Here is a 23,709-nt window from a genome sequence, read left to right on the forward strand (position 1 = left end):
AAGGAGCTAACCGATGATCCACGAGACAAGGCCGCTTACGCTCATGAGCACGCTGGCCGTGAAAGGCGCGCTCACGGAAAGCGTGCTGCCCGCCTTCGAGAGGCACCACGGCTTGGCTGTGAACGCGACGTTCGATCCCACCAACGTGCTGCTCGAACGCATCGTGCGTGGCGAGCGTGCGAGCGTGATGGTCGCGGTGACCTCCGCCATCGACGATCTCATCGCGCAACGTGTTCTGAGCCCGCGCGGGGCGCGTGCAATCGTGCGCACCGGGATAGGCGTGGCGGTCGCGAGCGATGCGTCTGTGCCGCCGCTTCGCACCGTCGACGAGTTGAAGCGCTGTCTGCTAGCGGCCAAGTCCGTTGCGTATTCGCGCAGCGGCGCGAGCGGCGTCTACTTCGCGACCTTGCTCGGGCGGCTCGGAATCGCGCATCAGATCGACACGAACGCGACCGTCATCCCCAAGGGATTCACGGGCGAATGCGTGACGCGCGGCGATGCGGATGTGGCCATTCAACAACTCAGCGAACTTGCGATGGTGTCGGGCGTAAAGATCGCCGGTCCGCTGCCCGAGGAAGTGCAGTCGTACACGTGCTTCTCCATCGCCGCCTTCGCGGGTGCCGACGAAACGCCTGAAACCGAAGCCTTGCTCCTCGCACTCGATTCGCCCGCCGCACGCGATGCCTACGAGAAGTTCGGCCTCGAGTGTCTCGATTAATTCAGCAGCCACAGCCTTCCGCCGGCCATGAACTATCAATTCGATTTCAGCTTCCTGCAGCAGTACTGGGGCGATCTGCTCTACGGCATCTGGCTGACGATACGCATGACCATCGTCGCGACCGTGCCAGGGTTCGCCTTGGGCGTGGCGCTTGCCGTGGGCCGTCTGCATGGCGGCGCCGGTCTTTCGCGTGCCATTCGCGCGTATGTCGAGGTGATCCGCAACACGCCGCTCGTGCTGCAAGTGTTCTGGATTTTCTTTGGGCTCGCGGCGATCAAGCTGCACGTACCCGCGTTCGAGGCAGCCATTGCAGCGCTCGTGGTCAACGTCAGCGCCTACACGGCGGAGATCATGCGCGCGGGGCTGGAAGCGGTGCCGCAAGGCCAGATCGAAGCGGCGTCGTGTCTCGCGATGTCGCGGCGGCAAGTGTTGTGGCATGTCGAGATTCCGCAGGCGGTGGAGAAGATGTATCCCGCACTCGTGAGCCAGTTCATCCTGATGATGCTCGCCACTTCCATCATGTCGCAGATATCGGCGGAGGAACTCACGGGCATTGCCGATCTGATTCAGTCGATCACGTTTCGTGGTTTCGAGGCGTACATGGTGATCGCGCTCGCTTATCTGGCGCTCGCCAGCGCGTTGCGCTGGGCGTTGCTTGCGGCAGGCGCGTTCATGTTTCCGCGTCTGGGTCTTGCGGGTGCGCGCGGAGGACGTTCATGATCTTCAACCTCACGGACGCCCAGCTCGCCTACATGCTCAAGGGCACGCTCGCCACCGTCGAATTGTCGGTCGCGGGAGCGGTGGGTGGCGCGATCATCGGCTTGCCCGTGGCGCTCTTGCTCGTGTCGGGACGCGGCATTGCGTTGAGGCTCGGCCGCGCCTACGTCACCGTGATGCAGGGCATTCCGCTGCCTGTCGCGATGTTCGTCGTGTACTTCGGCATTGGGCTCTTCGGCTTCGACGTGTTGCCGGTCATTGCCGCATCCGTCGCGCTCGCGGTCAACGCCGGCGCCTATCTCGCCGAGATATGGAAAGGCGCGATTCTCGCCGTGCCCGCCACGCAATGGGAAGCGGGAGAGTCGCTCGCGCTCTCGTATCTGCAGCGCATGGTGCACGTGATCCTCCCGCAAGCGCTGCGCATTTCGGTGCCACCGACAGTTGGCTTCGTCGTCGCGCTCATCAAGAACACGTCGTATGCGGTCGTCATCGGCATGAGCGAGCTGACCTACACGTCGCGCATGGTCAACAACACCACGTTCGAGCCGTTCGTCATCTTCACGCTCGCGGCTGGCGTGTATTTCATTCTCTGTTATCCCGTGGCGCGCATGAGTGTCCGGCTGGAACGCATGGGACGCTTCGGTGCGAGACTCGGCAAGGATTCGACGCAATGAACAACATCGTCACTTTCAAGGGCGTGCGCAAGGCTTACGGTTCGACCGAAGTGCTGAAGGGTATCGATCTCGATGTGCGCAAGGGCGAAGTCGTCGCGCTCATCGGCCGCTCGGGGTCCGGCAAGAGCACGGCGCTACGCTGCGTGAACGGCCTCGAACGCATCACTGGCGGAACGCTGGAAGTATGCGGGCACAAGCTCGGCGATACGGAAGTGGACCTGCGCGCATTGCGGCTCGACGTGGGCATCGTGTTCCAGAGCTACAACCTGTTTCCGCATCTGACCGTCAAGCAGAACATCACGCTCGCGCCGCTCAAGGTGCGCCGTCTCGCGCGCGCCGCCGCTGACGAACTCGCGGCACACGTGCTCGATCAGGTGGGCCTCGGCGCGCGTGCATCGGCGTATCCGCATGAACTCTCGGGCGGTCAGCAGCAACGCGTGGCGATTGCGCGTTCGCTCGCCATGCAACCTGCCGTGATGCTGTTCGACGAAGTGACATCCGCGCTCGATCCCGAACTCACCGGCGAAGTGCTGCGCGTGATGGAACGGCTTGCGCGCGATGGCATGACCATGCTGATCGTCACGCACGAGATGGCGTTTGCGCGTTCGGTCGCGCAGAAAGTGGTGTTTATGAACGACGGCGTGGTTTGGGAAGCGGGTAGCGGCGCGATGCTCGAAGCGCCCAGAACCGCCGAGCTTCAAATTTTCGTAGGCAACGGGCTGTAACTCTTTTACTCATCAATCTTTGAACCAGAGGCACGCGAAATGAACCTGAAGCGCGGCTGGACCCGATTCCTTGCAATGACCTTGACCTTATGCGCGCTTAGTAGCGCGGCCAGCGCCGACACGCTCGCCGACATCAAGTCGCGCGGCAGCATCAACGTGGGTATCGACTTCACACATCCTCCTTACGGCATGATCGACGCGAACGCCGTGCAGACCGGCACCGACCTCGATATCGCGCGCCTGATTGCGAACGACCTCGGCGTGAAGCTGAATATCGTCCCCGTGAACGGACCCAACCGCATTCCGTTCTTGCTGACGGGCAAGGCGGATATCGTCGTTGCGTCGTTCTCCGTCACCGATGAACGCAAGAAGGTGATCGGCTTCAGCCGCCCGTATGCCACCGAGCCGATCTTCGTCGTCGCGCCGGGCAAGAACACGCTGAAGGATGTCGAGAGTCTTGCCGGCAAGACGGTGGCTACGGCGCGCGGCACCACGGCCGATCTGGATCTCGTTGCGGCGATCAAGGACAAGGGCGTGAAGGACGTGAACATCGTCCGCTATCTGGACGAGGCCACCGAGCGTACGGCGGTGTCGTCGGGTCAGCAGAGCATCTTCGTGGCTGCGCTTGCCGATGCGCTTGCCGTCAAAGAGACGAGCCCCGCATCCAACTTCGAGTATCAGTTCCAGGTGGCCGAAGACCCGCTCGCCATCGGCCTCAAGCGAAACGATGCCGCCATGCAAGGCTGGCTCGATACGTGGGTCGCGAGCAATCTTCAGAACGGCAAGCTCAACGCGGTCTGGAAGAAGTACTTTGGAATCGACATTTCGCGCAGCGTTTATTGAACGGGCGGTGACATGAATTCATCGAATGCTTCCACCCTGCTCACGCCGGTACGGCTATTCGGCAATCTTGCGTTCGTAAGCGGACAGCTTCCGCGCGAGGCGGGCGACCTGAAGTATCGCGGCAAGGTCGGCGAAGAGATTGCGATGCCCGACGCCGAAGCCGCGGCCGCGCTTTGCGCGCATGCGTGTCTCGCGGCGCTGGAGCGCGCGCTCGGCTCGCGCGAGAAAATCGCGGCCGTGCTCAAGTTGACCGGCTTCGTTGCCTGCTCGCCGGACTTCACGGCGCAGGGCAAGGTGATCGACGCGGCCTCGCGCGTACTCATCGACGCGTTGGGCAGCGAAGTCGGCGGCCACGCACGCAGCGCGATCGGCGTGCAGCAGCTTCCGCATGGCGCGCCGGTGGAAGTCGAGCTGATCGTCGGACTGAAGTGATGCAGACATCGAACGGTACTTCGCTCAGGTTCTGCGCGAACCTCAAGTGGCTCTTTACGGAGCTGCCCTTTCTCGAACGCTTCGAGGCGGCCGCAAAGCAGGGCTTTAGCGCGGTCGAGTACGCGTCGCCTTATGAGTTCGAGCCTGCGATTCTCAAGGCGAAGCTCGATGCCACGGGGCTTCGGCAAGTGCTGATCAACACGCCCGCCGCGCCGCCTGGAAGTATCGGCGGTAACGGGTTCGGATGCATTCCTGGCGAACGGGCGCGGTATCGCGATGGCGTGTTGCGTGCGCTGCATTACGCGTCGGCGCTGAAGTGCGGGCTCATTCACGTGATGGCTGGACTTGCGCCAGGCGGCGTGCCCGTTGAACAGGTGCGCGATACGTTGCGCGAAAATCTCGCATGGGCTGCGGATGCGGCGCGCGATAGCGGCGTCACGCTGCTGCTCGAATGCCTCAATCAGATCGACGTACCAGGCTACGCTCTGCGCAGCCTCGAAGAGACGCATGCGTTGATGAAGGAGATCGCGCAACCTAAGTTGCGTCTGCTTTTCGATGCCTATCATTGCCGCATGAGCGGCCTCGATGTCGTCGAGCAATTCGCCTTGTACGCGCCCGACGTCGCGCACATTCAATTTGCCGACGCACCCGGCCGCCACGAACCCGGCACCGGCGACATGCCGTGGAACGAGTTGATCGCGAGTATCCGGGCGCAGGGTTACGAAGGCTGGATTGGCTGCGAGTATCGGCCTCGTGAATCGACGGTCGCGGGGCTCGGGTGGCTCAATGCCTTCAAAGAAGCACCCTAGCGCTTGAATATCGCTTCCAGGTCCACTTCCTCCTCGACCACATCCAGATTGAGCGCGCTTTGAATGTGATCGAGGTGATGGAGCATCAACTCCGCTGCCTTGTCGCCGTCGCCCTTGGCGATTGCATCGACGATAGCGGTGTGTTCATCGGCGCGGCAACTCGACGTTATCGGCGCGTTATAGAGCAGGATGACGAGGCACGTCAGTGTCGATAGTTCGCGCACGCTGCGCGTGAACGACGAGTTACCCGCGAGCGTCGCCACGAGATTGTGAAATTCGCCCGAGAGCCGGATGACCGCGCGCTTGTCCGAACGCTCGCGCGCGTCCATTTCGAGCCGCAAGTGCTCGCGCATTTGCGCGAGCTTGTCAGGCGTGATGCTGCGCGTGAGCCGCGCAATGACCGCGGGTTCGATCACCCTGCGCGCTTCGAAAACATCGCGCGCCTGGTCCACCGAAGGCTTCGCGACGAACCAGCCTTTCTTCGGATACACCTCGACGATCTGTTCATACGCAAGCCGGCTCAACGCGTCGCGCACACGTGCCCGGTTCACGCCGAAGATGCTGGCCAGACGTTCTTCGGCGAGCTTCGTGCCGGGCACGAGCCGATGCTCCAGTAGTGCGACGTAGATCTGTTCGTAAATCTCTTCGCTGGTGTTGTCGCCGTCGCCTGTCTTGCGGGGCTTGAGTTTCTGCGTTTCGCCGACGGTTTTTAGCATGTGCCGCGTCTGATGGATTGGCGCATGTCGAAAGAGACATGCCGATGGTCAGGCTCGCTTCGCCCGACCGCTTACCGCACGAACGGATGTTCCTTGATCCAGTGGTTCGCAATGTCGATACGCCGCGTGACCCACACGTCCTCGTGCTTCATCACATGATCGAGGAAACGCTGAAGACCCGCCGCGCGCGCCGGATGACCGATGAGCCGCATATGCAGCCCGACCGACATCATCTTCGGTTGTGTCGCGCCTTCGCTATACAACATGTCGAAGCTGTCGCGCATGAATTCGAACCACTGATTGGCCGTGCCTACCGACCCGGCGAACTGACCGTCGTTCGTGGTCAGCGAGTAGGGTATCACCAAATGCGGCTGGCCCTGAACCACCTTCCAGAAGGGCAATTCATCGCCGTAGTAGTCGGAATCGTAGAGAAAGCCGCCTTCCTCGACGAGCAGCCTTCGCGTGTTTATCGAAGGCGAATAGCGGCAATACCAGCCGTACGGACGCTCGCCCGTCGTGCGCTCAAGCGACTCGATCGCGCGGCGAATATGCTCGCGTTCCTCTTCCTCGCTCAGGTCGTAATGCTTGATCCAGCGCCAGCCGTGACTGCACACGTCGAAGTCTGAATGGCGTATGGCTTCCGCTGCCTGCGGATTGCGTTCGAGCGCCAGCGCGCAGCCATACACGGTGAGCGGCAGGCCGCGCTCCCGAAAGAGCCGCATGAGGCGCCAGAACCCCACGCGGCTGCCGTATTCGAAGAGACCTTCGGCTGCAAGATCGCGGCCGCGCACGCCGGAGTTCAAGCCGTGCGATTCGGTGAACCAGGTCTCGGTGGCGGCTTCGCCATCGCCGATGGAAGGCTCCGAGCCTTCCTCGTAATTCATCACGAAGTTGATGGCGATACGCGCGTTGCCCGGCCATCGCGCGTGGGGTGGATGCGCGCCATAACCGATGAAATCGCGATCGAGATCCATGCTGCACTCCTGTGTCGTGTCGTGGTGTTTCGAAAGGATGAGCGGGCTCAAAGCATCACGTCGCCGCCATTGGGCGAGAGCGTCTGACCGATGAAATACGCGCCGCCCGTTTCCGATGCGAGCAAGAGCGCGGTGGGCGCGATCTCGCCGGTTTCACCGAAGCGGCCGGCGGGAAGCTGCGCGAACTTCATCGCGCGCCATTCGTTTGTGAAGCTCGCGAGCATCGCGGTTTCGACGGGGCCCGGCGCAATGGCGTTGACGGTCACGCCGTGCGGCGCGCCTTCGTAGGACAGCGCGCGCGTGAAGCCGACCACGCCCGCCTTCGACGCGCAATAGTGGCTCATGTCGTACGTGCCCTTGTACGCGAGTTGCGAGGCGATGTTGATGACGCGGCCGTACTTCCGCGCGATCATGTCCGCGAAAAACTGCTTGGTGACGAGGAACGTGCCGCGCAGATTCACGGCCATCATGCGGTCCCATTCGTCGATGGACAGATCGACGAACGGCGTCTCGCCGCTGATTCCCGCCGCATTCACGAGAATATCGACGGGGCCGAGATGCTGGCGGCTCCATGCGTTCAGGCGCGCGACGGCATTGGCATCGGTGACGTCGCATTCGGTCACGGCGGCTTCTGCACCGCTGGCGGCGAGTTCGTCGGCGAGTGCTTGCGCGCCGGCTGCATCGCCGATATGCGAAATGCCGACCTTCGCGCCCTGAGCCGCGAACAGTTGCACGATGGCGCGGCCGATACCCGTGTTGCCGCCGGTCACGAATGCCGTGCGACCCTTCAGCGAGAACGATTCCATGCTGATGCTCCTCCTTGATTCGATCATGCGGTTTCGGCCGATGTTTCGGCGAGCCATTGCGCGTAAGCGCGAATGCCCGCTTCGAGGTCGAGGCGCGGCCTGTAACCCAAGTCCGTGGCCGCCGCCGAAATGTCGAGGCGTTCCTGATTCTCGTCGAGCGGATCGGGACCGGGCGCGAGTTCGATATCCGCGCCGGGCATCACGCGGCGTACGATATCCGCCACTTCGCCGAGCGTCGCGCGCACGCCACCGGTGATGTTGTAGGTGCGGCGCGGCAGCGACGGCGCATCGAGCGCGGCGACGAGCGCGGCGGCGGCATCGTCGACATGAATGTACTGGCGATGAAAGTCGAGGCCGAACGGCACGCGCGTCGGCTGCTTCGCCATGGCGTCGGTAAGCATGCGGCGGATCATGCAGTCGGTCGTGCGATGCGGGCCGTACACCCACGACAGCCGCAGACTCACGCTATCCACGCCGTATTGCCGCGCGTAGGCGCTGACGAGTTGCTCGCCGCAGACCTTGCTTGCGCCGTAAAGACTGGCGGGCGCGAGCACGACGTCTTCGGTGACGGGACCAGGCGGCGTATCGCCATAAGCGCTCGTCGACGAGCAATACACGAAGCGGCGCGCGCCATGTATGCGCGCTATTTCCAGCATGTTGGCCGTGCCGCCGATGTTCACGTCGAACATGGCGGCGGGGTTATCGCGCGCGACCATCGGCCCGGAAAACGCACCGCAATGAATGACGCCCGACACGCCGCCGCGCGCCAGCGCATGCAGTCCGTGCACGTTGCGCAGATCGCATTCGGCGACGGTGACATCGTCTATGCGCAACCCGCCGCTGCGATCCATCGCGACGACTTCATCGCCACGCGCGTTTAAAAGCCGGACCACCGCGCGGCCCACGAGCCCCGCCGCGCCCGTTACGATGATTCTCTGCGGCACGCTCATTGTCTTTCTCCCGCGACATCGAGATGGTGAACCGTCTTTGCGACTTCCTCTATCGGCAACTCGGCCTTCAGGAGCTTGCGCGTGTACTCTTCGACCGGCCGCTCGAACACGGTTTCAGCCGCGCCAGTTTCGATGATCCTGCCGTTGCGCATGACCGCGACATAGTGCGCGAGCGAGCGCACGGAGTTCAGATCGTGCGTGATGAACAAGGCGGACAAGCCCATCTCTGCCTGCAGGTTACGCACGAGGTCGATGATCTGCGCACGCACGCGAATATCGAGCGCGGTCGTGCATTCATCGAAGACGACGAAGTCGGGATTGGCCGCGAGCGCCCGCGCAATGCCCACGCGTTTCTGTTCGCCCGCCGTCAACTCATGCGGATATGCAGTCGCGCGCCGTCGCGACAGATTCACGAGATCGAGCAGATGCAGCACGCGCGCCTCGCGGTCGGCGCGCGTGAGCTTCTCGCCGAGCGCGAACGGCTCCGCAATCAGATCGCGGACCTGCCAGCGCGGATTGAGCGATACATAAGGCTCCTGGAAGACCATCTGCATGCGCCGTCGCACGGCCCGGAATGCGCGTTCCGACAGATCGAGCGTGTTCACACCATCGAAGCGAATCACGCCGGAGTCCGCATCGAGCAGACGCAACAAGCATTGGCCGGTCGTCGTCTTGCCCGAGCCGCTCTCGCCGACGAGCGCGAGGGTCTCGCCCTTCGCGATGGCGAAGGACACATCGTCGATCGCGCGCACGACGGCATGATTGCGGTCCGAGACGAAGGTCTTCACCAGGTGTTCGACTTCGAGCAAAGGACGGCGCGCGGCGGCCTTGTCGGCGTCCGTGCGCAGATCGGGCTCGCGCGGCGCGGGGCGCGCTTTCGCGGCATCGAGCAACTCGCGGCTGTACGGTTCTTGCGGGCTGCGCAGAAAAGGTCCGACCGAAGCGAGCTCGATCAGCCGGCCGTCTTTCATGATCGCCACGCGGTCGCAATAGTTGGCGACGACGCCGAGATCGTGCGTGACCATCACGACGCCGAGGCCCAGATCGCGGCCCTTCTGCGCGAGCAGATCGAGCACCTGCAACTGGATTGTCGCGTCGAGACCGAGCGTGGCGTCGTCGGCGAGCAAGACCTTGGGCTGGGCGATCAACGCCATCGCAATGACCACGCGCTGCGCCATGCCGCCCGATAGTTCGTGCGGATAAGCATGCGCGCGCGCTTCCGGATTCACGATCCCCACTTGCTTAAAGAGTTCGATCGCCTCGCGCCATGCCGCCTGCCGTCCAATGCGTTTATGCACGCGCAACACGCGCACGATCTGCGCGCCGACTGTCTCCACCGGATCGAGCAGCATCTTTGCATTGGTGCCGATCAGCGCGACCTCGCCGCCGCGAAAGCGCCGCTTCTCGCGCGCGGGCATGTCGAGCACGGATTGCCCCGCGAGCATCACCCGCCCGCCGTCGATGTGTCCGCCCTCCGGCAACAGGTCGATGATCGAGCGCGCCAGCACCGACTTGCCCGCGCCGGTTTCGCCGACGATGCCGAGAATCTCGCCCTGGCGCAGCGTGAAGCTCACTTCATCGAGAACGCGGCGGGCGGGAGTCTCGCCGAACGAGACGGTGAGCCGTTCGACTTCCAGCAGCACGGGTCGCGTAGACGCGTTCATTGCTCACCTCGCGAGACGGGTTCCGCAATACGTTTGACGGCGTCGCCGAGAATGGCGAAGGTCAGCACGGACACGATGATGGCAAGGCCCGGAAAGAGCGCCGCCCACCACACGCCGAGAATCATTTGCTGCGCGCCGTTGGCAACCATCAAGCCCCATTCGGGCGTCGGCATGCGCACGCCCGCGCCGACGAACGAAAGACCCGCGGTTAGAAGAATCGCCATGCCGATGCTGATCGAAACCTGCACGATGGCCGGCGTGATCGCGTTCGGCAGAATGTGGCGGAACATGATGCCCGCGTCCGTCGCGCCGCTGCAACGCGCTGCGCTGATGAACGGGCGGTCGCGCAACGAGAGCACTTCGGCGCGGATCAGGCGCGCGAACATCGGAATGAAAAGCACGGCGAGCACGATCGCCACGTTCCAGATTTCCTGGCCCATGACCGACACCAGCGCCATGCCGATAACGAACACCGGAAACGACTGAATGAAGTCGAACACGCGCATCACGAGTGTGCTCAACATATTCCGGTAGTAGCCGATGAAAAGACCAATCGGCACGCCGATCACGAAGGCAATCGCCACCGCCGTCACGCTGATCAGCAGGTTGATGCGCGTTGCGTAGATCACGCGCGAGAGAATGTCCATGCCCGATACATCGGTGCCGAACCAGTAGTGCCACGAAGGCGCCTTCAGAATGTTGGACGGGTCCGCTTCTATTGGCGAATGCGGTGCGATGAGCGGCGCGAATACGATCAGCACGATCTGCAACACGAGCAGCGCAAGCCCGAAGATCAGCGCTTTGTCGAGACGCTGGCGAAAAGCGGAGAGCGCGTTCATCGGTTTCATATTTCGATCCTCGGATCAGCGAGTCCGTAGAGGACGTCCACCGCCGTGTAGACGAGCAGAATGAAGGCCGCCGCGACGAGCACGAAACCCTGCAACGCGGGATAGTCGCTGTTCATCACGGCCTGCACCGCGTATTGCCCGAGGCCGCCCCACGCGAAGATGGTCTCCACGAGCACGGCCGCGCCAAGCAGGAAGCCGAACAGAAAACCGATCATGGTGATGATGGGCGGCAGGCTGTTGCGCAGCGCGCTTCGCACGAGCATGGGCTCGGAAAGCCCGGACGCGCGCGCATGGCGGATGAACTCGCTGCGATAGATGCCCTCGAAAGTCGAACGCGTGAGCTTCATCAGGCCGCCCATGTTGACGATGGTGAGCGTGAGCACCGGCAGCCACAGATGCGCGACCGCCGAGCGCCACGCTTCCCAGTCGCCGGCAATCACGCTGTCGATGGTGTAGAAGCCGGTGACGGTGGGCGGCGGCGTGACGAATGAATCGACGCGTCCGAACGGCGCGGGCGCAATGCCCGCCATATGAAAGAGCGCGTAGATGAGGAGGAGCCCGACCCAGAAGTCCGGTATCGCGCCGGCGGCAAGTCCGTAGACGCGGCTCGCGCGATCCACCAGTCCGCCCGCTCGCACCGCCGAGGTCACGGCGATCCCAACGCCGAGCACGACGGTGAGGATCATCGAATAGGTGATGAGTTCGAGCGTGGCGGGCACGCGTTGCAGCAGATCCACGGTGACGGGGTTCGAGGTGAACATCGAGGTGCCGAGGTCGCCGTGCATCAACGCGACGAGATAGCCGCCGAATTGCGACCACACCGTGCCGTTGAGATGCAGCTTCTCGCGCAACGATGCAATGGCGTCTGGCGTCGCCATGTTGCCGAGCATGAGCAACGCGGGGTCGCCCGGCAGGAGGCGGATCAGCAGGAAGGTCGCGAACATCACGCCGAACATCTGCGGGATGAGAATGCCGATCCGCGCGACGACGATGCGAAGCGGTCGCGGCGCCGAACGCCACGCGGTGAAGAGGGACATCGCGAACTCCTTCAGGATGATCGCGCCGCGAAGACGCCGCCGGCTTGCGCGGCGGCGTCACGGCGTCAGGACCTCAGTTCTTGGAAAAGTCGTACCAGGTATTGCCGTTGGTCGTGTTCCAGCTATAGCCCTTGATGTTGGCGCGCGTGGCAAGCTGATACCCCGGATTGATGAGGAACACCCACGGTGCTTCGCCCATCACGAGTTGCTGCACGCGCTCCATCGAAGTCTTGCGCTTGGCTTCGTCGGTCATCGAAAGACTGTCGTTGATGAGCTTGTCGACTTCCGCATTCTTGTAATGCGAATAGTTGATGAGCGACGCGCTGTTGAGCCAGAGATTCGTCACGTACGCGGCATCCGGCACGATAGCCATGTCGCGGAAGAAGTACATGGGAATGGTGCCCTTCGAATAGCGCTCGACGAGCGTCGATGCAGGCAGCTTCTGCAATTCCACGTCCACGCCGATCTTCGAGAAAGCCGTCTTCAGGATGATCGCCAGTTCTTCCTCGGTCTGGTCGCCGGTGGGATAGCCCAACTGCGTTTTGAAGCCCTTCTCGTAGCCCGCTTCCTTCAGCAAAGCACGCGCTTTGTCGAGGTCCTCGGTGTAGTGGTAGTACTGATCCGTGTACGCGGGATAGATCTCCGATACCGGGCTCTTGGTGGGCCGCGCCGTGCCGTAGAACACGGACTTGAGGATCTGCTCGCGCGGCACCGCGTAGTTCAGCGCCTGACGCACCTTGTCGTTGTTGAAGGGCGCAACGGCGTTGTTCATTTCCACGCGCTGAATGTAATTGCCGTAGACCTTCCATACTTTCACGCCGGGCATTTTTTCGAGCGTGGCCTGTTCGCGCGGCGCGAGCCATTCGGCCACATCGACGGCGCCCGCCTGCAACGCCGCGAGACGGTTGGCCGACGTCGGCATCTCGCGGAACACGATACGCGTGAGCTTCGGCGCGCCGCGATAGTAGTTCTTGTTGCTCTCGTAGACCACTTCCTGACCGGGCGAATACTTCGTGACCTGATACGGCGCGAACGATGCCGAATGGCTCGCGAGCCAGCGCGATCCCCACGGGTCGTCCGGCGTGATGTGCTTCTTGATCTCGACCGAATCGATGATGCCGAGATCGTTGTTCACCCACAGCCGTTCGATCAGCGGCGACGAACCCGGCAGCGTGACCTTCACCGTGTGGTCGTCTATTTTCTTGAAGGCCGTGTCGAAGTCGGTGATCTTCAGCACCTGCGTCATGTACCAGCGAAACGTGGCCTTCAGATTCCAGCCGCGCTGGAAGGTCCACATGACGTCGTCGGCGGTGAGCGTGTTGCCCGCATAGCTCTTGACGCCGGGGCGCAGATGGAAGGTGATCGAAGTCTTGTCGGGCGAAGTCTCCCAGCTTTCGGCGAGCGCACCCTTGAGCTTGCTGAAGTCCTCGACGGTCACGCCGTTTTCACCCGGCTTCATCTCATAGGTGAGCAAGCGTTCGAACACGTTGCGGCGCGCCTCGTGACTGGCTTCGGTCGGCGGATATTCCTGATCCAGCGACTCCGGCGTGCGCGGCCCGGCCACGACCAGAACCGAATTGTTGTTCTGCGCGAAGGCGGGCATGGCAAGCGCGCCGATGCCGAGCGCGGCGGCCGCCGCGATAAGCCGCGCAAGCTGGATGGAACCCGCTCGCGTCAATGCGGACGCGGGCTTGGCGTCGTAGGTTTGCGACATGACACGCTCCTTGCGTGAAGATGAGACCGGTGGGATCGGATGAAACCGTTGATGCGAACTCGAAACAGACGCGTCGCGCTTCATCGCGCCGCGCGGCCGGCAGGTTTGGCCGGAACGATGGTGGGCAGGCCGCGCGGCAAGAAGCGTCCGCGTCCCGGCGTGCCGAAGTAGCGCCTTCCGTCCCACACGACTTCGCCGCCCGCGATGGTGTAGGCCGGCCAGCAATCGAGCGAGCGGCCTTCGTATGGCGTGTAATCGACGGCGTGATGCAGCATGGCGTTGGTCAGGCGCACGGGGTCGTCGGGATGCTCGTCCCAGATCACGAGATCGGCATCCGAACCGATCGCGATGGTGCCTTTGCGCGGATGCAGCCCGTAGGTCTTCGCGGGGTTGGTCGCGGTGAGTTCGACGAAGCGGTTGATCGAAATGCGCCCGGTCATCACGCCTTCGGAATAGAGCAGCGGCAGTCTCGTTTCAATGCCCGGAATGCCATTCGGGATATACGGAAACGCGACTTCCTCGCCGCCGGGCTTCTTGCCCGTGGGACTTTCGAAGGAGAAGGGTGCGTGGTCGGACGAGAACACGGTGAACGTGCCGTCCGCGAGCGCGCTCCAGATCGCTTCCTGACTATCGCTGTCGCGCGGCGGCGGACTGCACACACAGCGCGCGCCTTCGTAGCCGTCGTCCATGCCGAGGTCCTCGGCCGTGAGAAACAGATATTGCGGGCAGGTCTCGGACAGCACCTTGAGGCCGCGGCTTCGCGCCCATTGAATCTGCTCGACCGCGTCGCGCGCGGAGACATGCACGAGCAGCATTGGCACGTTGACGAGTTCGGCCAAGCTGATGGCGCGATGCGTGGCTTCGCGCTCCACGAGCATGGGACGCGAGGCGGCGTGATAGCGCGGCGCGGTGAGACCCGCGTCGAGCAGGCTTTCGGTGAGCCACGCAATGCACTCGCTGTTTTCCGCGTGGATCATCGCCATGGCGCCGTGCGCGCGGGCCAGCGCGAGCAGCCGCAGAATCTGGCCGTCGTCGAGCTTCATGTCGTCGTAGGTCATGTAGATCTTGAACGACGTGTAGCCCTCCGCGATGAGCTGCGGCAACTCATTCGCCATGACGTCCGGCGTCGGGTCCGAGACGATCAGGTGAAAGCCGTAGTCGATGCTCGCCCGTCCTTCCGCGCGCCGGTGATAGTCGTCTACGGCCGCGCGCAGCGTTTGCCCTTTTTGCTGCGCCGCGAACGGGATGATCGTCGTGGTGCCGCCGCAGGCCGCCGAGCGCGTGCCGGACTCGAAGTCGTCGGTCATGCGGGCGGGCGGCGCGATGGGCTGATCCAGATGGCAATGCGCGTCGATGCCGCCGGGCGTGGTGATGCGGCCTTGCGCGTCCACTTCACGCTTGCCCGCGCCGAGCGACAAACCCATCTGCACGATGCGGCCGTCCTTCACACCGATGTCGGAGAGGAACGTATCGCTTGCGGTGGCGACTTGGGCGTTGCGAATCACGAGGTCGAATTCTGCGTCCATGCATGCTCCGGTGTAGCGGGCGTTGTTGACATGTTCAAGTAAACTACACCGAAAAATAGCGCGTCAAAAATACTTTTGTTGTTAACAACGTTGTTGACTAGATTTCCAGCCGATCAGCGGCAGCGTGCCGGGACGTTCAACGGTCCGGGCGCGCGTGGTTTTGTGAAGAAGGAAGGGTTTGAAGCGGAGGGCGTTGAGTTACCGGGTCAAAGCGGACTGAATGCCGCGAGTTCCCCGACGTAGCGCTTGGCCAGCGGCCGTGCGAATTCCCCGCGCTTGGCGGTATTGAGCTTCAACGTGACGAGCGCCTCGCACCACTTGAGCGCGGCCGTCACACCGTCGATGACGGGGACGCCCAGCGTGTCCTGCAACTCCGCGCACAGATCGGCCATGCCCGCGCAGCCCAGCACGATCGCCTCGCTGCCGTCTTCGTCGAGTGCGCGCCGGCATTCTTCGAGGATCGTGGCGCGCGCGGCCGAACCGGGCGTTTCGAGTTCGAGCACGGCGAGTTCGGTCGCGCGCACGTTGCGGCAAAAGCGCTCCATGCCGTAGCGCTGCGCGAGATGCCAGGCAAGTCCGCGCGTGCGTCCGAGCGTCGTCACCACGGAAAAGCCCGGCGCAAGCACGCTTGCGGCATGCATCGCCGCTTCCGCGATGCCTATTACCGGTCCGCGCGCAAGTTCGCGTGCGGCGTAGAGGCCGGGGTCGCCGAAGCAGGCGATCACATACGCGTCGCAGCCTTCTTGCTCGCCGCGCGCCACTTCCATGAGGAGGCCGGGCGTGGCGAGCGCATCGTCGTAATGGCCTTCGATCGAAGGCGGGCCCATTGTCGGACTGACCGCCATGACTTCCGTGCCGGGCGAAGCGACCGCGCGCGCGCAGCGGGCCATCGCGTCGGTCATGCCTTGCGTCGTGTTGGGATTGATGAGCTTGATGCGCATGACTTCCTTTCGTTCGATTCGTGGCCTGAACTCAAGCGCCGCCCAAAAGCCGGGTCAGCGCGAGCGCGACGGTCTTCGTCGCAATACGCATGTCTTCGAGCTTGACGTGTTCGTCCGCGCGATGTCCGTTCGCTTCCAGCAGCGTGCGCGGCCCCGCGCCATAGATCACGGTCGGCACGCCCGCTTCGCAATAAAGACGCGCGTCGGTATAGAGCGGCACGCCTTCGGCCGGTATGTCGATGCCCATGATCGTGAGCGCCGCGTCCTGCAATGCGTGCGTGAGACGTTCGGCGCCCGGCAGCGTGCGCATGGGCGTCGCGGCCAGCACTTCGCGCGTGGCGATGGTGATGCCCGGCAGTTCGCGCGCCGCATCGCGCACGACGCATTCCAGGCGTTCACGCGCGCGCGCCGGATCTTCCTCGGGCACGATGCGCCGGTCGAGCCGCAGCTTCACGCGGTCGGGCACGACATTGGTGTTGATGCCGCCTTCGATCAGCCCGACGACGAGCGTTGGATGCTCGATACCGGGCGTGGCCGAGCGAATCTCCTGCAACTCGCGCCGATGCGCATACAGCGCGTTCAGCACGACGGTCGCGGCTTCGAGCGCGTCGTGTCCGGTATCGGGCCGTGCCGCATGCGCCGACTTGCCGCTCACCGTGACTTCCAGATGCAGGCAGCCGTTGTGCGCAACCGTGATGGCGTAGCTGAAGCCCGCGCAGATGGCGTAATCCGGCTTGACGATGCCTTCGGCAAGCAACCATCCCGGCCCGAGCAGACCGCCGGTTTCCTCGTCGTAGGTGAGATGCAGCTCGATCGTGCCTTTGAGGTCAACGCCGCTTTCGACCAGCGCCTTCAACGCGAACGCATACGTGGCGAAATCCGACTTCGATACCGCCGCGCCGCGCCCGTACAACGCGCCCTCGCGAATCTGCGCGCCGTACGGGTCGCTCGACCACCCCTCGCCGGGCGGTACCACATCGCCATGCGCGTTGAGCGCGATGACAGGTCCAACGCCAAAGCGTTGCCGCACGACGAGATTCGTCACGCTCTGCATGCCCGCCGCCTCGACGAGCGTTTGCGGCACCGCGTGACGTTCGACTTCGAAGCCGAGCGCTTCGAGCAGCCCGGCAGTCATGTGCGCGTGCTGCGCGCAGTCGCCGGGCGGATTGTCGGAAGGCTTGCGCACGAGCGCCGCGAGAAATTCCACTTGCGCTTCGAAGCGCGTATCGATCGATTGTAAAAGCGCCTGCACGTTCGGTCTCCGCATCAGATGCGCGACGACGGCGCGTAAAACGGCTCGCGCGGCGTCTCGCTTTCGCCGGTTAGATAGCCATCATAGAACGCCTTGACGTGCGGAAACACGGCGCGCCCCAATTCGCGGCGCGCGGTCTCTTCCGGGCTGCGCGGCTGCGAGAGCGTACGCGCGATGTCTTCGAGCACCGCATCGCGATCCATACGCGTGAAGCGGCCTTCGCGATACACCACTTCGCCACCGATCATCACGGCATCGACGGCATTGGTCTTGGCGCGCATCATCAACGCGTCGAGCATGGGAATGTCGTCGTCCTGATACGGCCACGTCGCGGTCTTGTAGTTCATCAGCACGAGATCGGCGAGACGCCCCTCTTCGAGCCTGCCGATACGCGCGCCGAACGGCGTCGTACGCGCGCCGTCCTCGCTTGCCATCTTGAGAATCTGCGGGCATGTCGGCACGTCGTCGTCCATGCCCGGCGTGCGGTGAACGTTGAGCGCAAGACGCATCTCCTGAAGCATGTCGCGATCTTCGTTGATGCCCGCTTCGTCGAGCCCCATGCCGACCGTCACGCCATGCCGCGCAAACGCGTTTAGCGGCGCGACGCCGCTGCGCAGCCGGAAGTTCGAACTGCAGTTATGGCAGATGCAGGTGCCCGTATGCGCGATGGTCTCGATGTCCGCCTCGGTGAGCCAGACACCGTGGCCGAGCGTGAGCGAAGGACCGAGCAGGCCCAGATCGTTCAGATGGCCGACTGCCGTCTTGCCCGAGCGACGCCGCGCATATTCCTTTTGATACGCGGTTTCGACCAGATGCATGTGCATGGGCACGCCGTGCCGTGCCGACTTCTCCTTGAGCGCGAGCAGCGTGTCGTCGCTGCACCAGTGAAGGTTGGCCGGCGCGAGCTGAATGGCCGTTAGCGCATGGCCTTCGTTCTCGCGCGTGAGGGTATCGAAGAGTTGCAGGTAATCCGCGAGCGGAATGCGAAAACGCCGCAGATGCGCCCGCAGCTTATCGCCGGTTTCGGACGGCAGGCGGTTGCAAAAGTCGTCGTCGGCTTCGTAGACGAGCAGGTTCTGATCGCGCACCGCGAAGCTGTACGACGCGCGCATGCCGAGATCGCGATAAGCATCGAGCACGCGCGACGCGGCCCGATGGATGGCATCGAGCGGACCGGGACGCCAGCCGTGAATATGCTGCACGGTCGTGATGCCCGAGGCGATCATCTCGAAGGCGGAGTAGAGCGTGTCCAGATACAAGTCGATATCGCGTGCCCCCATGCGGCTCGCGAACCAAAGTTCGAGCGCATGGTCCGGCGAGCCGAGTTGCACCGGCGTGAGACCGACATGATGGTGGCTGTTGACGAAGCCCGGCATCAGCACCGTGTCGGGCGAACCGAGGCGCAGCGCGTGCGGATACTTCTGCACCATCGCATCGCGGGGGCCGATCTCGACGATCACGCCATCGCGTTGATACAGCGCCGCGTCGCGCACCACCTCGGCCGCATGCCGGTCGGCCGCGCCTTTCACAATCCATCCTGCCACGATCAATGATTCGGACATCGCGTTCTCTGCTCTCTCGAAGTGAATGGGGAAAATCAGAACGACGGCGTGCCGTATAGATCGGTCCGCCGATGCGCGTAATAATTGAGCCGACGCCGCGTGCGCGCGATATCCGCGTGCACGAGCGTCGCGCTCACGATGCCTGCGCCGAGCGCGCCGGACCGTCGCGCGAGCACCGCTCCATCGGCCGCGATCACACACGATTCGCCGAAGTTGTCGATACGCGCGTCATCGAGAAACTCGTCGCCGGCCTTGTTCGCGCACAGCACGGCGAGGCCGTTTTCGCGGGCATGCGTGCGCATTTCGCCGACGAAGAAGTCCATGTCGTCGCCGCCGCTGCCCGCCACCGGCACGATCACGAGGTCCGCGCCTTGTGCCCGCAGCGCGCGCCAGCACTCGGGAAAACGCCGGTCGTAGCAAACCAGCACGCCCACGCGCCAGACACCGACGTTCACCACATGCAGACCCGAGCCGGGCGTGAAATGCGCGGGCTCGTCATAGCCGGGCGGGGGATCGTCGCCGACGGGCAAGTGCAGCTTGCGGGCAACCGGGCTTGCATTCGCACGCAACGGTAAGCCTTTGGCATCGAAGCCAAGCACAGCGTTGTGATAGCAACCGCTCGCGGGATCGTGCTCGTAGAACGGCACGATGAGCGCGGCATCGCATGCCTTTGCGAGCGCGGCCCACTTATCGGCGAAAGCGCCTTGCGCGGGATTCGCCCATTCGCGATAACGTCCCGCAGGCGAGCCCGCGAAATACGGCACCGTCGCGAGTTCCGGCAGCGCGATGAGACGCGCGCCTTCGTTCGCGGCGCGGCGCACCGCATCGAAAGCGATGGCCGCGTTGTGCGCGAGATCGGTGGTGCAGGGCGGCGATTGAATCGCGGCTACGCGAAGCACGTCGTCGGTCACTTGATGCGCTCCTGCTCCGCGAACGCGCGGTCAACTTCGTCGCGCAACAGGTCGGTCAATCGATCGGCGAGCGCGTGAAAGGCCGGACTGCGCGAATCGCGCGGACGCGGCATGTCGACGGGAATGATCGTCTTGATCCGCCCGGGCCGCGCCGTGAACACGACGATACGATCCGCGAGCGCAATGGCTTCGTCGATATGATGCGTGACGAAGACCATCGATACGCCCGCTTGCCGCCACACCTGAATCAGAAAGTCCTGCATGCGGGCGCGCGTTTGCACATCGAGTGCGGCGAAGGGTTCATCGAGCAGCAGGATTTCCGGCTTGAGCGCAAGCGCGCGCGCCACGGCCGCGCGCTGCCGCATGCCGCCCGACAACTGATCCGGCCGCTTGTCGATGGCTTCGGAAAGTCCCACGCGTTCTAGAATCTCCTGCGCGACCTGGCGGCGGCGATCCTTCGGCACATGCTGCATCTTCAAGCCGAACGTGACGTTCTCGCCAACCGTGAGCCATGGATAAAGCGACGCCTCCTGAAACACGAGCCCGCGATCCGTGCCCGGCGCATGCACTTCCGCGCCGCCGCACACAATGCGGCCTTCGGTCGCCTGTTCGAGTCCCGCCATGAGAAAGAGCAGCGTGCTCTTGCCGCATCCGCTCGGACCCAGAAAGACGACGAACTCGCCGCGCGCTACTTCGAGGTCGATGTCGCGTAAAGCCACGAACGGTTCGCCGTCCGTCTCCCACGTCTTGCCGACGCCCGTGCAGGTCACGAGCGGCGGCTGGCCGCGGCGCTTCGGTGCAACGTCGGCAAAGGCTTGTTCGGTCATGTCATTTCCTCAGGCCGCTTTCCGGCACCCAAAACAGCACTTTGCGCTGCACGATGCGCAGCAGGTAATCGAACGCGAAACCGAGCACGCCGATCAGCGTCATCGTGAAGAACGAAAGGCTCGCGTTGAAGGTATTGCGCGAGAGCATCACCACTTGTCCAAGCCCGCTGCCCACGCCGGTCGCCTCCGCAATCAGCACGACCATCCACGCGCCGAACAGGTTCATGCGCAGCACCATGAAAAGCGACGGCAGAATCGCGGGCAGGATCACATGGCGAAACGTCTGCGCGCGCGTGGCGCCCATTACGGCGGCCACGTTCAGCTGCGTGCGGCTCACGCTGTCTATTTGTCCGATGGTCGATACCGTCATCACGAAGAAGAGCGAGATGAAGACCATGAACACCGCTGGCCCATTGCCGATGCCGAACAGAAAGATCGCGACAGGCAGCCACGCAATGGGCGAGATCGGCGCAAGCAGCGTAATGGTGGGCAGCGTGAGATTGCCGAAGAGACGAAAGTAACGGATGGCCACACCCATCGCCACCGCGCAAACGAAGCCGAGCGTGAGACCGGCGAGCACGCGCAAGGTAGTCGCGACGATGGTCATCGCCAGCGCGCCGAAGGCCGTGCCGCTCGACTGCTCGCCGATCACATCGCTCGACAAAAAGTACTGCGCCTGCGAGCCGAAGTTGCGCAAAAAGATATGCGGCGGCGGCAGCAAGAGTGGATCGGCCCAGTGCAGCGCCCAGGCCGCTTCCCACACGGCGATGAAGCACGCAAGCGAAGCGATGCCCCACAGAAGCGGCACGATGCGCGCAAGGAGCGGCGCGCGCCGCGCCCGCGCGCGTCCATCGGCGGTCTTGTCGCCCGCGCGCTTCAGGCGGGAAGTGGCGTATCCCATGAGGCTGCTCATGCGGTCTTTCGCTGCAATTGCGCGTACAGGTCGCCGTTTTCCTTGATGACTTCGGTGAGCGGCCCCCAGTCGAACATGTCCTTGCCTGGCAGCTTCTTGATGTAGCGAAGCTCCTTCAGATTTTCCGCGCGGCCGAGGATGAACGCTTCGTTGCCACGCTGATCGATCATCGGCGGCTGCTTGGTGGCGGCGTCGAGCGTGGCGTCGTAGCTCGTCTTGAAGTACTTGCCGACGGTGTCCTTCACGGCGGTCGCGCGATCCTGTTCTTCCTGATGCTGCGCGACCATCATGGCCTTGATGAGCGACTTCACGGCATCGCGATTCTCGTGCAGCAACTTCTCGCGCACCGCGAGCACGCAGTCGGAATAGTTCGCGCCGTACACATCGACGCCATTTGAAAGCATGACCGAACCCGCGCGCGACTTCAGCGCCTGCGTGGCGTACGGCTCGATATGGCACATCGCATCGATATTGCCCGCGATGAACGCCTGCGCCAGTTCCGGCGACGTGCCGAAGTAGCGCACCTTGACGTCCTTGAAGCTCATGCCCGCTTTCTTCAGATAGTCGTAGGGCAGCATTTCGAGCGTATCGGCCTGGAACGTGCCGATGGTCTTGCCGCGCAACTGCTCCGCCGACGTGATGCCCGGCTGCGCGACGATCACGCAGCCCTGCACGCCCGATCCCGCGACGACCTTGATGGGCGCGCCCGCATCGTAGAGCGTCATGAAGTTGGTGTACGGCACGACGCTCACATCCACGACGCCCGCGCCGAAGAGCGCCGCGATGTCGGCATTGGTCGGCGTGGTCACGAAATCGAGCGTCACGCCTTGCGCCAGATTGCGCTCCTTCACGAGAAAGAACGGGCAATTACAGAGGCCCGTGCCGTGCGTCGCCTTGAGCGTGAGACCGCCGGCCGCGCTGGCGTTGGTGAGCCATACGCCGCCGAGCATCGCGCCGCCCGCCATGCAGGCACTGCGCGCAAGAAAGTCGCGCCGCTCGTGGCTGATTGCGCTAAGACGCAGCGATGCCGCGTTTTTATCGATGAATTTCCTGAACATCGTGATATCCCCGTCAAATTGAACAAAGGCGTTTCATTGGAAAATCGGTCCGGACTTGAGCAAGCCGTCGAGCAGATCGAGGGCGAAGATGTCGCTCAAGCGCGGCGTGATACGCATGCGTCCAAGCGCTTCGAGCGCCGATGCCCGCGCGAGCACGCTGGCGCGTAACGGCCGAATGTCGACATCGGATGGCTGACGCGCCATGCCGGCGAGCAACTCGTCATGCGAAAACTCGGGCCATCGATGCGCACTTGCGCGCAACGCGGCGTGCGGATCGCGCTCGATGAGCGCTTGCGCTTCGAGCATGCCGGCGAGCACTTCGCGCACGATGTCCGGCTGTGCCACGAGAAAACTTTCACGCGCGACGAGCAGTGTGTCGGGATAGTCGCCGCCCCATGCTTCGATGCCGTCGCAGAGCACATCGAAGCCTTGCGCCACGAAGCGCGAGATATACGGTTCCACCAGCGTCAACGCGGCAATGCGGCCGGCGAACAGATCGCCGGCGGCGGCGGTCAGCGAGCCGAAGTGCACACACTCGACCTCGCGCATGCCGACGCCGTAAATGCGCAAGGCGTCGTAGAGCAGGGCTTCCATGGGGTCGTCGGCGAAGGTGCCCACGCGCTGGCCGCGCAGTGCCTCGACGGTCAAACCGCCTTGCCCGACCAGCGCCATGCCGAGCTTGCCGCTGCCGCCGACGATGCGCAGCGGATCGGGCAACGCGTGATCGACTAACGCTTGCGTGAAGCCCGTGGTGCCGAGTTGCGCCGCACCGGTACGCAACAGCGCGGCCGTCGATTTGAATTCGGCCAGCTCTGGTGCTTCGGCGTGAAGTCCGCGCGCTTCGAGCAAGCCCGCGTCGATGGCGACGAAGAGCGGCAGATTGGAAAGCGCACCGCCGTGCGCCAGCAACAACTTTCGCATCGTGTTCCCAGTGGTCGGGTTCGTTCCGTGAGACGTCGCGCAGCGCTTAGAGGCATCGCCCGAGAGCTTTAGCGAAGACCGTGCCACTTTTGCATACGTAAGTTGACGTTAACCGCGACTGCCTTTGTTTACTAGAGATGCAGATTATTGACTACAAAATCAGCTACGTTT

The 23,709-nt window shown here is 63.5% G+C and carries 24 protein-coding genes; 7 read left to right on the plus strand and 17 right to left on the minus strand.

Annotated elements, in window-relative coordinates:
* Positions 1 to 13: 13 nt before the first annotated feature.
* The 7 genes from NCR98_RS21020 (at position 14) to NCR98_RS21050 (ending at position 4,918) form a co-directional block, all read left to right on the plus strand.
* Positions 14 to 718 (plus strand): substrate-binding domain-containing protein, encoded by a 705-nt coding sequence (locus tag NCR98_RS21020; RefSeq protein ID WP_250527168.1) that lies wholly within the window; start codon positions 14 to 16, stop codon positions 716 to 718.
* Between the two features lie 27 nt (positions 719 to 745).
* Positions 746 to 1,438 (plus strand): amino acid ABC transporter permease, encoded by a 693-nt coding sequence (locus tag NCR98_RS21025; RefSeq protein WP_244831160.1) that lies wholly within the window; start codon positions 746 to 748, stop codon positions 1,436 to 1,438.
* Complete coding sequence (locus NCR98_RS21030; protein WP_244831161.1) at positions 1,435 to 2,109, plus strand: amino acid ABC transporter permease; 675 nt, start codon at positions 1,435 to 1,437, stop codon at positions 2,107 to 2,109. The genes NCR98_RS21025 and NCR98_RS21030 overlap by 4 nt, the downstream gene beginning before the upstream one ends.
* Positions 2,106 to 2,834, plus strand: a complete 729-nt coding sequence (locus NCR98_RS21035) for an amino acid ABC transporter ATP-binding protein (protein ID WP_250493903.1) — start codon at positions 2,106 to 2,108, stop codon at positions 2,832 to 2,834. The genes NCR98_RS21030 and NCR98_RS21035 overlap by 4 nt, the downstream gene beginning before the upstream one ends.
* Positions 2,835 to 2,909: 75 nt before the next feature.
* Positions 2,910 to 3,677 (plus strand): transporter substrate-binding domain-containing protein, encoded by a 768-nt coding sequence (locus NCR98_RS21040; RefSeq protein WP_250527169.1) that lies wholly within the window; start codon positions 2,910 to 2,912, stop codon positions 3,675 to 3,677.
* 12 nt (positions 3,678 to 3,689) lie between these two features.
* A complete protein-coding gene (locus NCR98_RS21045; RefSeq protein ID WP_250527170.1) occupies positions 3,690 to 4,109 on the plus strand; it encodes a RidA family protein in 420 nt (139 codons plus the stop codon).
* Positions 4,109 to 4,918 carry a hydroxypyruvate isomerase family protein gene (locus NCR98_RS21050; RefSeq protein WP_250527171.1) on the plus strand — a complete coding sequence of 270 codons (810 nt, stop codon included), beginning with the start codon at positions 4,109 to 4,111 and terminating at the stop codon, positions 4,916 to 4,918. The genes NCR98_RS21045 and NCR98_RS21050 overlap by 1 nt, the downstream gene beginning before the upstream one ends.
* On the opposite strand, the gene NCR98_RS21055 is transcribed toward NCR98_RS21050, so the two are convergent.
* The 17 genes from NCR98_RS21055 to NCR98_RS21135 all read right to left on the minus strand — a co-directional run bounded on the left by NCR98_RS21055 (position 4,915) and on the right by NCR98_RS21135 (position 23,538).
* Positions 4,915 to 5,634, minus strand: coding sequence for a GntR family transcriptional regulator (locus tag NCR98_RS21055; RefSeq protein WP_244831166.1), 720 nt, complete (start codon positions 5,632 to 5,634; stop codon positions 4,915 to 4,917). The genes NCR98_RS21050 and NCR98_RS21055 overlap by 4 nt on opposite strands.
* Positions 5,635 to 5,705: 71 nt before the next feature.
* Positions 5,706 to 6,608 (minus strand): polysaccharide deacetylase family protein, encoded by a 903-nt coding sequence (locus NCR98_RS21060; protein ID WP_250527172.1) that lies wholly within the window; start codon positions 6,606 to 6,608, stop codon positions 5,706 to 5,708.
* A 47-nt stretch (positions 6,609 to 6,655) separates the two neighbouring features.
* Entirely contained in the window at positions 6,656 to 7,414 is a 759-nt protein-coding gene (locus NCR98_RS21065) for an SDR family NAD(P)-dependent oxidoreductase (RefSeq protein ID WP_250527173.1), read from the minus strand.
* Positions 7,415 to 7,437: 23 nt separating this feature from the next.
* Positions 7,438 to 8,364, minus strand: coding sequence for an NAD-dependent epimerase/dehydratase family protein (locus NCR98_RS21070; protein ID WP_250527174.1), 927 nt, complete (start codon positions 8,362 to 8,364; stop codon positions 7,438 to 7,440).
* Positions 8,361 to 10,028, minus strand: coding sequence for an ATP-binding cassette domain-containing protein (locus NCR98_RS21075; protein ID WP_250527175.1), 1,668 nt, complete (start codon positions 10,026 to 10,028; stop codon positions 8,361 to 8,363). The genes NCR98_RS21070 and NCR98_RS21075 overlap by 4 nt, the downstream gene beginning before the upstream one ends.
* Positions 10,025 to 10,876, minus strand: coding sequence for an ABC transporter permease (locus NCR98_RS21080; RefSeq protein WP_250511705.1), 852 nt, complete (start codon positions 10,874 to 10,876; stop codon positions 10,025 to 10,027). Before NCR98_RS21080 ends, NCR98_RS21075 begins: the two co-directional genes overlap by 4 nt.
* Positions 10,873 to 11,913, minus strand: coding sequence for an ABC transporter permease (locus tag NCR98_RS21085; RefSeq protein ID WP_250493908.1), 1,041 nt, complete (start codon positions 11,911 to 11,913; stop codon positions 10,873 to 10,875). The genes NCR98_RS21080 and NCR98_RS21085 overlap by 4 nt, the downstream gene beginning before the upstream one ends.
* A gap of 73 nt (positions 11,914 to 11,986) precedes the next feature.
* A complete protein-coding gene (locus tag NCR98_RS21090) occupies positions 11,987 to 13,627 on the minus strand; it encodes an ABC transporter substrate-binding protein (protein ID WP_250527176.1) in 1,641 nt (546 codons plus the stop codon).
* An 80-nt stretch (positions 13,628 to 13,707) separates the two neighbouring features.
* The gene (hydA, locus tag NCR98_RS21095) at positions 13,708 to 15,153 is read right to left on the minus strand and encodes a dihydropyrimidinase (protein ID WP_244831174.1); all 1,446 of its coding nucleotides are present in this window, start codon (positions 15,151 to 15,153) and stop codon (positions 13,708 to 13,710) included.
* A 206-nt stretch (positions 15,154 to 15,359) separates the two neighbouring features.
* Entirely contained in the window at positions 15,360 to 16,094 is a 735-nt protein-coding gene (locus NCR98_RS21100) for an aspartate/glutamate racemase family protein (protein ID WP_250527177.1), read from the minus strand.
* 31 nt (positions 16,095 to 16,125) lie between these two features.
* Positions 16,126 to 17,361 carry an ArgE/DapE family deacylase gene (locus NCR98_RS21105; protein ID WP_409014788.1) on the minus strand — a complete coding sequence of 412 codons (1,236 nt, stop codon included), beginning with the start codon at positions 17,359 to 17,361 and terminating at the stop codon, positions 16,126 to 16,128.
* Positions 17,361 to 18,908, minus strand: a complete 1,548-nt coding sequence (locus tag NCR98_RS21110) for an amidohydrolase family protein (protein WP_244831177.1) — start codon at positions 18,906 to 18,908, stop codon at positions 17,361 to 17,363. Before NCR98_RS21110 ends, NCR98_RS21105 begins: the two co-directional genes overlap by 1 nt.
* Before the next feature lie 35 nt (positions 18,909 to 18,943).
* The gene (locus tag NCR98_RS21115) at positions 18,944 to 19,819 is read right to left on the minus strand and encodes a carbon-nitrogen hydrolase family protein (protein ID WP_250527179.1); all 876 of its coding nucleotides are present in this window, start codon (positions 19,817 to 19,819) and stop codon (positions 18,944 to 18,946) included.
* On the minus strand, positions 19,816 to 20,646 hold the full coding sequence (locus NCR98_RS21120) for an ABC transporter ATP-binding protein (RefSeq protein ID WP_244831179.1): 831 nt from the start codon (positions 20,644 to 20,646) through the stop codon (positions 19,816 to 19,818). The genes NCR98_RS21115 and NCR98_RS21120 overlap by 4 nt, the downstream gene beginning before the upstream one ends.
* A gap of 1 nt (position 20,647) precedes the next feature.
* Positions 20,648 to 21,559 (minus strand): ABC transporter permease, encoded by a 912-nt coding sequence (locus NCR98_RS21125; protein ID WP_244831180.1) that lies wholly within the window; start codon positions 21,557 to 21,559, stop codon positions 20,648 to 20,650.
* The gene (locus NCR98_RS21130; RefSeq protein WP_250527180.1) at positions 21,556 to 22,617 is read right to left on the minus strand and encodes an ABC transporter substrate-binding protein; all 1,062 of its coding nucleotides are present in this window, start codon (positions 22,615 to 22,617) and stop codon (positions 21,556 to 21,558) included. Before NCR98_RS21130 ends, NCR98_RS21125 begins: the two co-directional genes overlap by 4 nt.
* A 33-nt stretch (positions 22,618 to 22,650) precedes the next feature.
* Positions 22,651 to 23,538, minus strand: coding sequence for an ABC transporter substrate-binding protein (locus NCR98_RS21135; RefSeq protein WP_250527181.1), 888 nt, complete (start codon positions 23,536 to 23,538; stop codon positions 22,651 to 22,653).
* Positions 23,539 to 23,709: the final 171 nt, after the last annotated feature.

The organism is Caballeronia sp. GAWG2-1, from assembly GCF_023631405.1.
In the GTDB taxonomy this organism is placed as follows: Bacteria; Pseudomonadota; Gammaproteobacteria; order Burkholderiales; family Burkholderiaceae; genus Caballeronia.

Coding starts and splice junctions, on each gene's coding strand:
- NCR98_RS21125 (WP_244831180.1), bottom strand. CDS start 21,559: ATGAGCAGCCTCATGGGATACGCCACTTCCCGCCTGAAGCGCGCGGGC.
- NCR98_RS21060 (WP_250527172.1), bottom strand. CDS start 6,608: ATGGATCTCGATCGCGATTTCATCGGTTATGGCGCGCATCCACCCCAC.
- NCR98_RS21030 (WP_244831161.1), top strand. CDS start 1,435: ATGATCTTCAACCTCACGGACGCCCAGCTCGCCTACATGCTCAAGGGC.
- NCR98_RS21050 (WP_250527171.1), top strand. CDS start 4,109: ATGCAGACATCGAACGGTACTTCGCTCAGGTTCTGCGCGAACCTCAAG.
- NCR98_RS21120 (WP_244831179.1), bottom strand. CDS start 20,646: ATGACCGAACAAGCCTTTGCCGACGTTGCACCGAAGCGCCGCGGCCAG.
- NCR98_RS21080 (WP_250511705.1), bottom strand. CDS start 10,876: ATGAAACCGATGAACGCGCTCTCCGCTTTTCGCCAGCGTCTCGACAAA.
- NCR98_RS21075 (WP_250527175.1), bottom strand. CDS start 10,028: ATGAACGCGTCTACGCGACCCGTGCTGCTGGAAGTCGAACGGCTCACC.
- NCR98_RS21045 (WP_250527170.1), top strand. CDS start 3,690: ATGAATTCATCGAATGCTTCCACCCTGCTCACGCCGGTACGGCTATTC.
- NCR98_RS21020 (WP_250527168.1), top strand. CDS start 14: ATGATCCACGAGACAAGGCCGCTTACGCTCATGAGCACGCTGGCCGTG.
- NCR98_RS21035 (WP_250493903.1), top strand. CDS start 2,106: ATGAACAACATCGTCACTTTCAAGGGCGTGCGCAAGGCTTACGGTTCG.
- NCR98_RS21110 (WP_244831177.1), bottom strand. CDS start 18,908: ATGTCCGAATCATTGATCGTGGCAGGATGGATTGTGAAAGGCGCGGCC.
- NCR98_RS21085 (WP_250493908.1), bottom strand. CDS start 11,913: ATGTCCCTCTTCACCGCGTGGCGTTCGGCGCCGCGACCGCTTCGCATC.
- NCR98_RS21055 (WP_244831166.1), bottom strand. CDS start 5,634: ATGCTAAAAACCGTCGGCGAAACGCAGAAACTCAAGCCCCGCAAGACA.
- NCR98_RS21065 (WP_250527173.1), bottom strand. CDS start 7,414: ATGGAATCGTTCTCGCTGAAGGGTCGCACGGCATTCGTGACCGGCGGC.
- NCR98_RS21135 (WP_250527181.1), bottom strand. CDS start 23,538: ATGCGAAAGTTGTTGCTGGCGCACGGCGGTGCGCTTTCCAATCTGCCG.
- NCR98_RS21105 (WP_409014788.1), bottom strand. CDS start 17,361: ATGCGGAGACCGAACGTGCAGGCGCTTTTACAATCGATCGATACGCGC.
- NCR98_RS21040 (WP_250527169.1), top strand. CDS start 2,910: ATGACCTTGACCTTATGCGCGCTTAGTAGCGCGGCCAGCGCCGACACG.
- NCR98_RS21090 (WP_250527176.1), bottom strand. CDS start 13,627: ATGTCGCAAACCTACGACGCCAAGCCCGCGTCCGCATTGACGCGAGCG.
- hydA (WP_244831174.1), bottom strand. CDS start 15,153: ATGGACGCAGAATTCGACCTCGTGATTCGCAACGCCCAAGTCGCCACC.
- NCR98_RS21130 (WP_250527180.1), bottom strand. CDS start 22,617: ATGTTCAGGAAATTCATCGATAAAAACGCGGCATCGCTGCGTCTTAGC.
- NCR98_RS21100 (WP_250527177.1), bottom strand. CDS start 16,094: ATGCGCATCAAGCTCATCAATCCCAACACGACGCAAGGCATGACCGAC.
- NCR98_RS21025 (WP_244831160.1), top strand. CDS start 746: ATGAACTATCAATTCGATTTCAGCTTCCTGCAGCAGTACTGGGGCGAT.
- NCR98_RS21070 (WP_250527174.1), bottom strand. CDS start 8,364: ATGAGCGTGCCGCAGAGAATCATCGTAACGGGCGCGGCGGGGCTCGTG.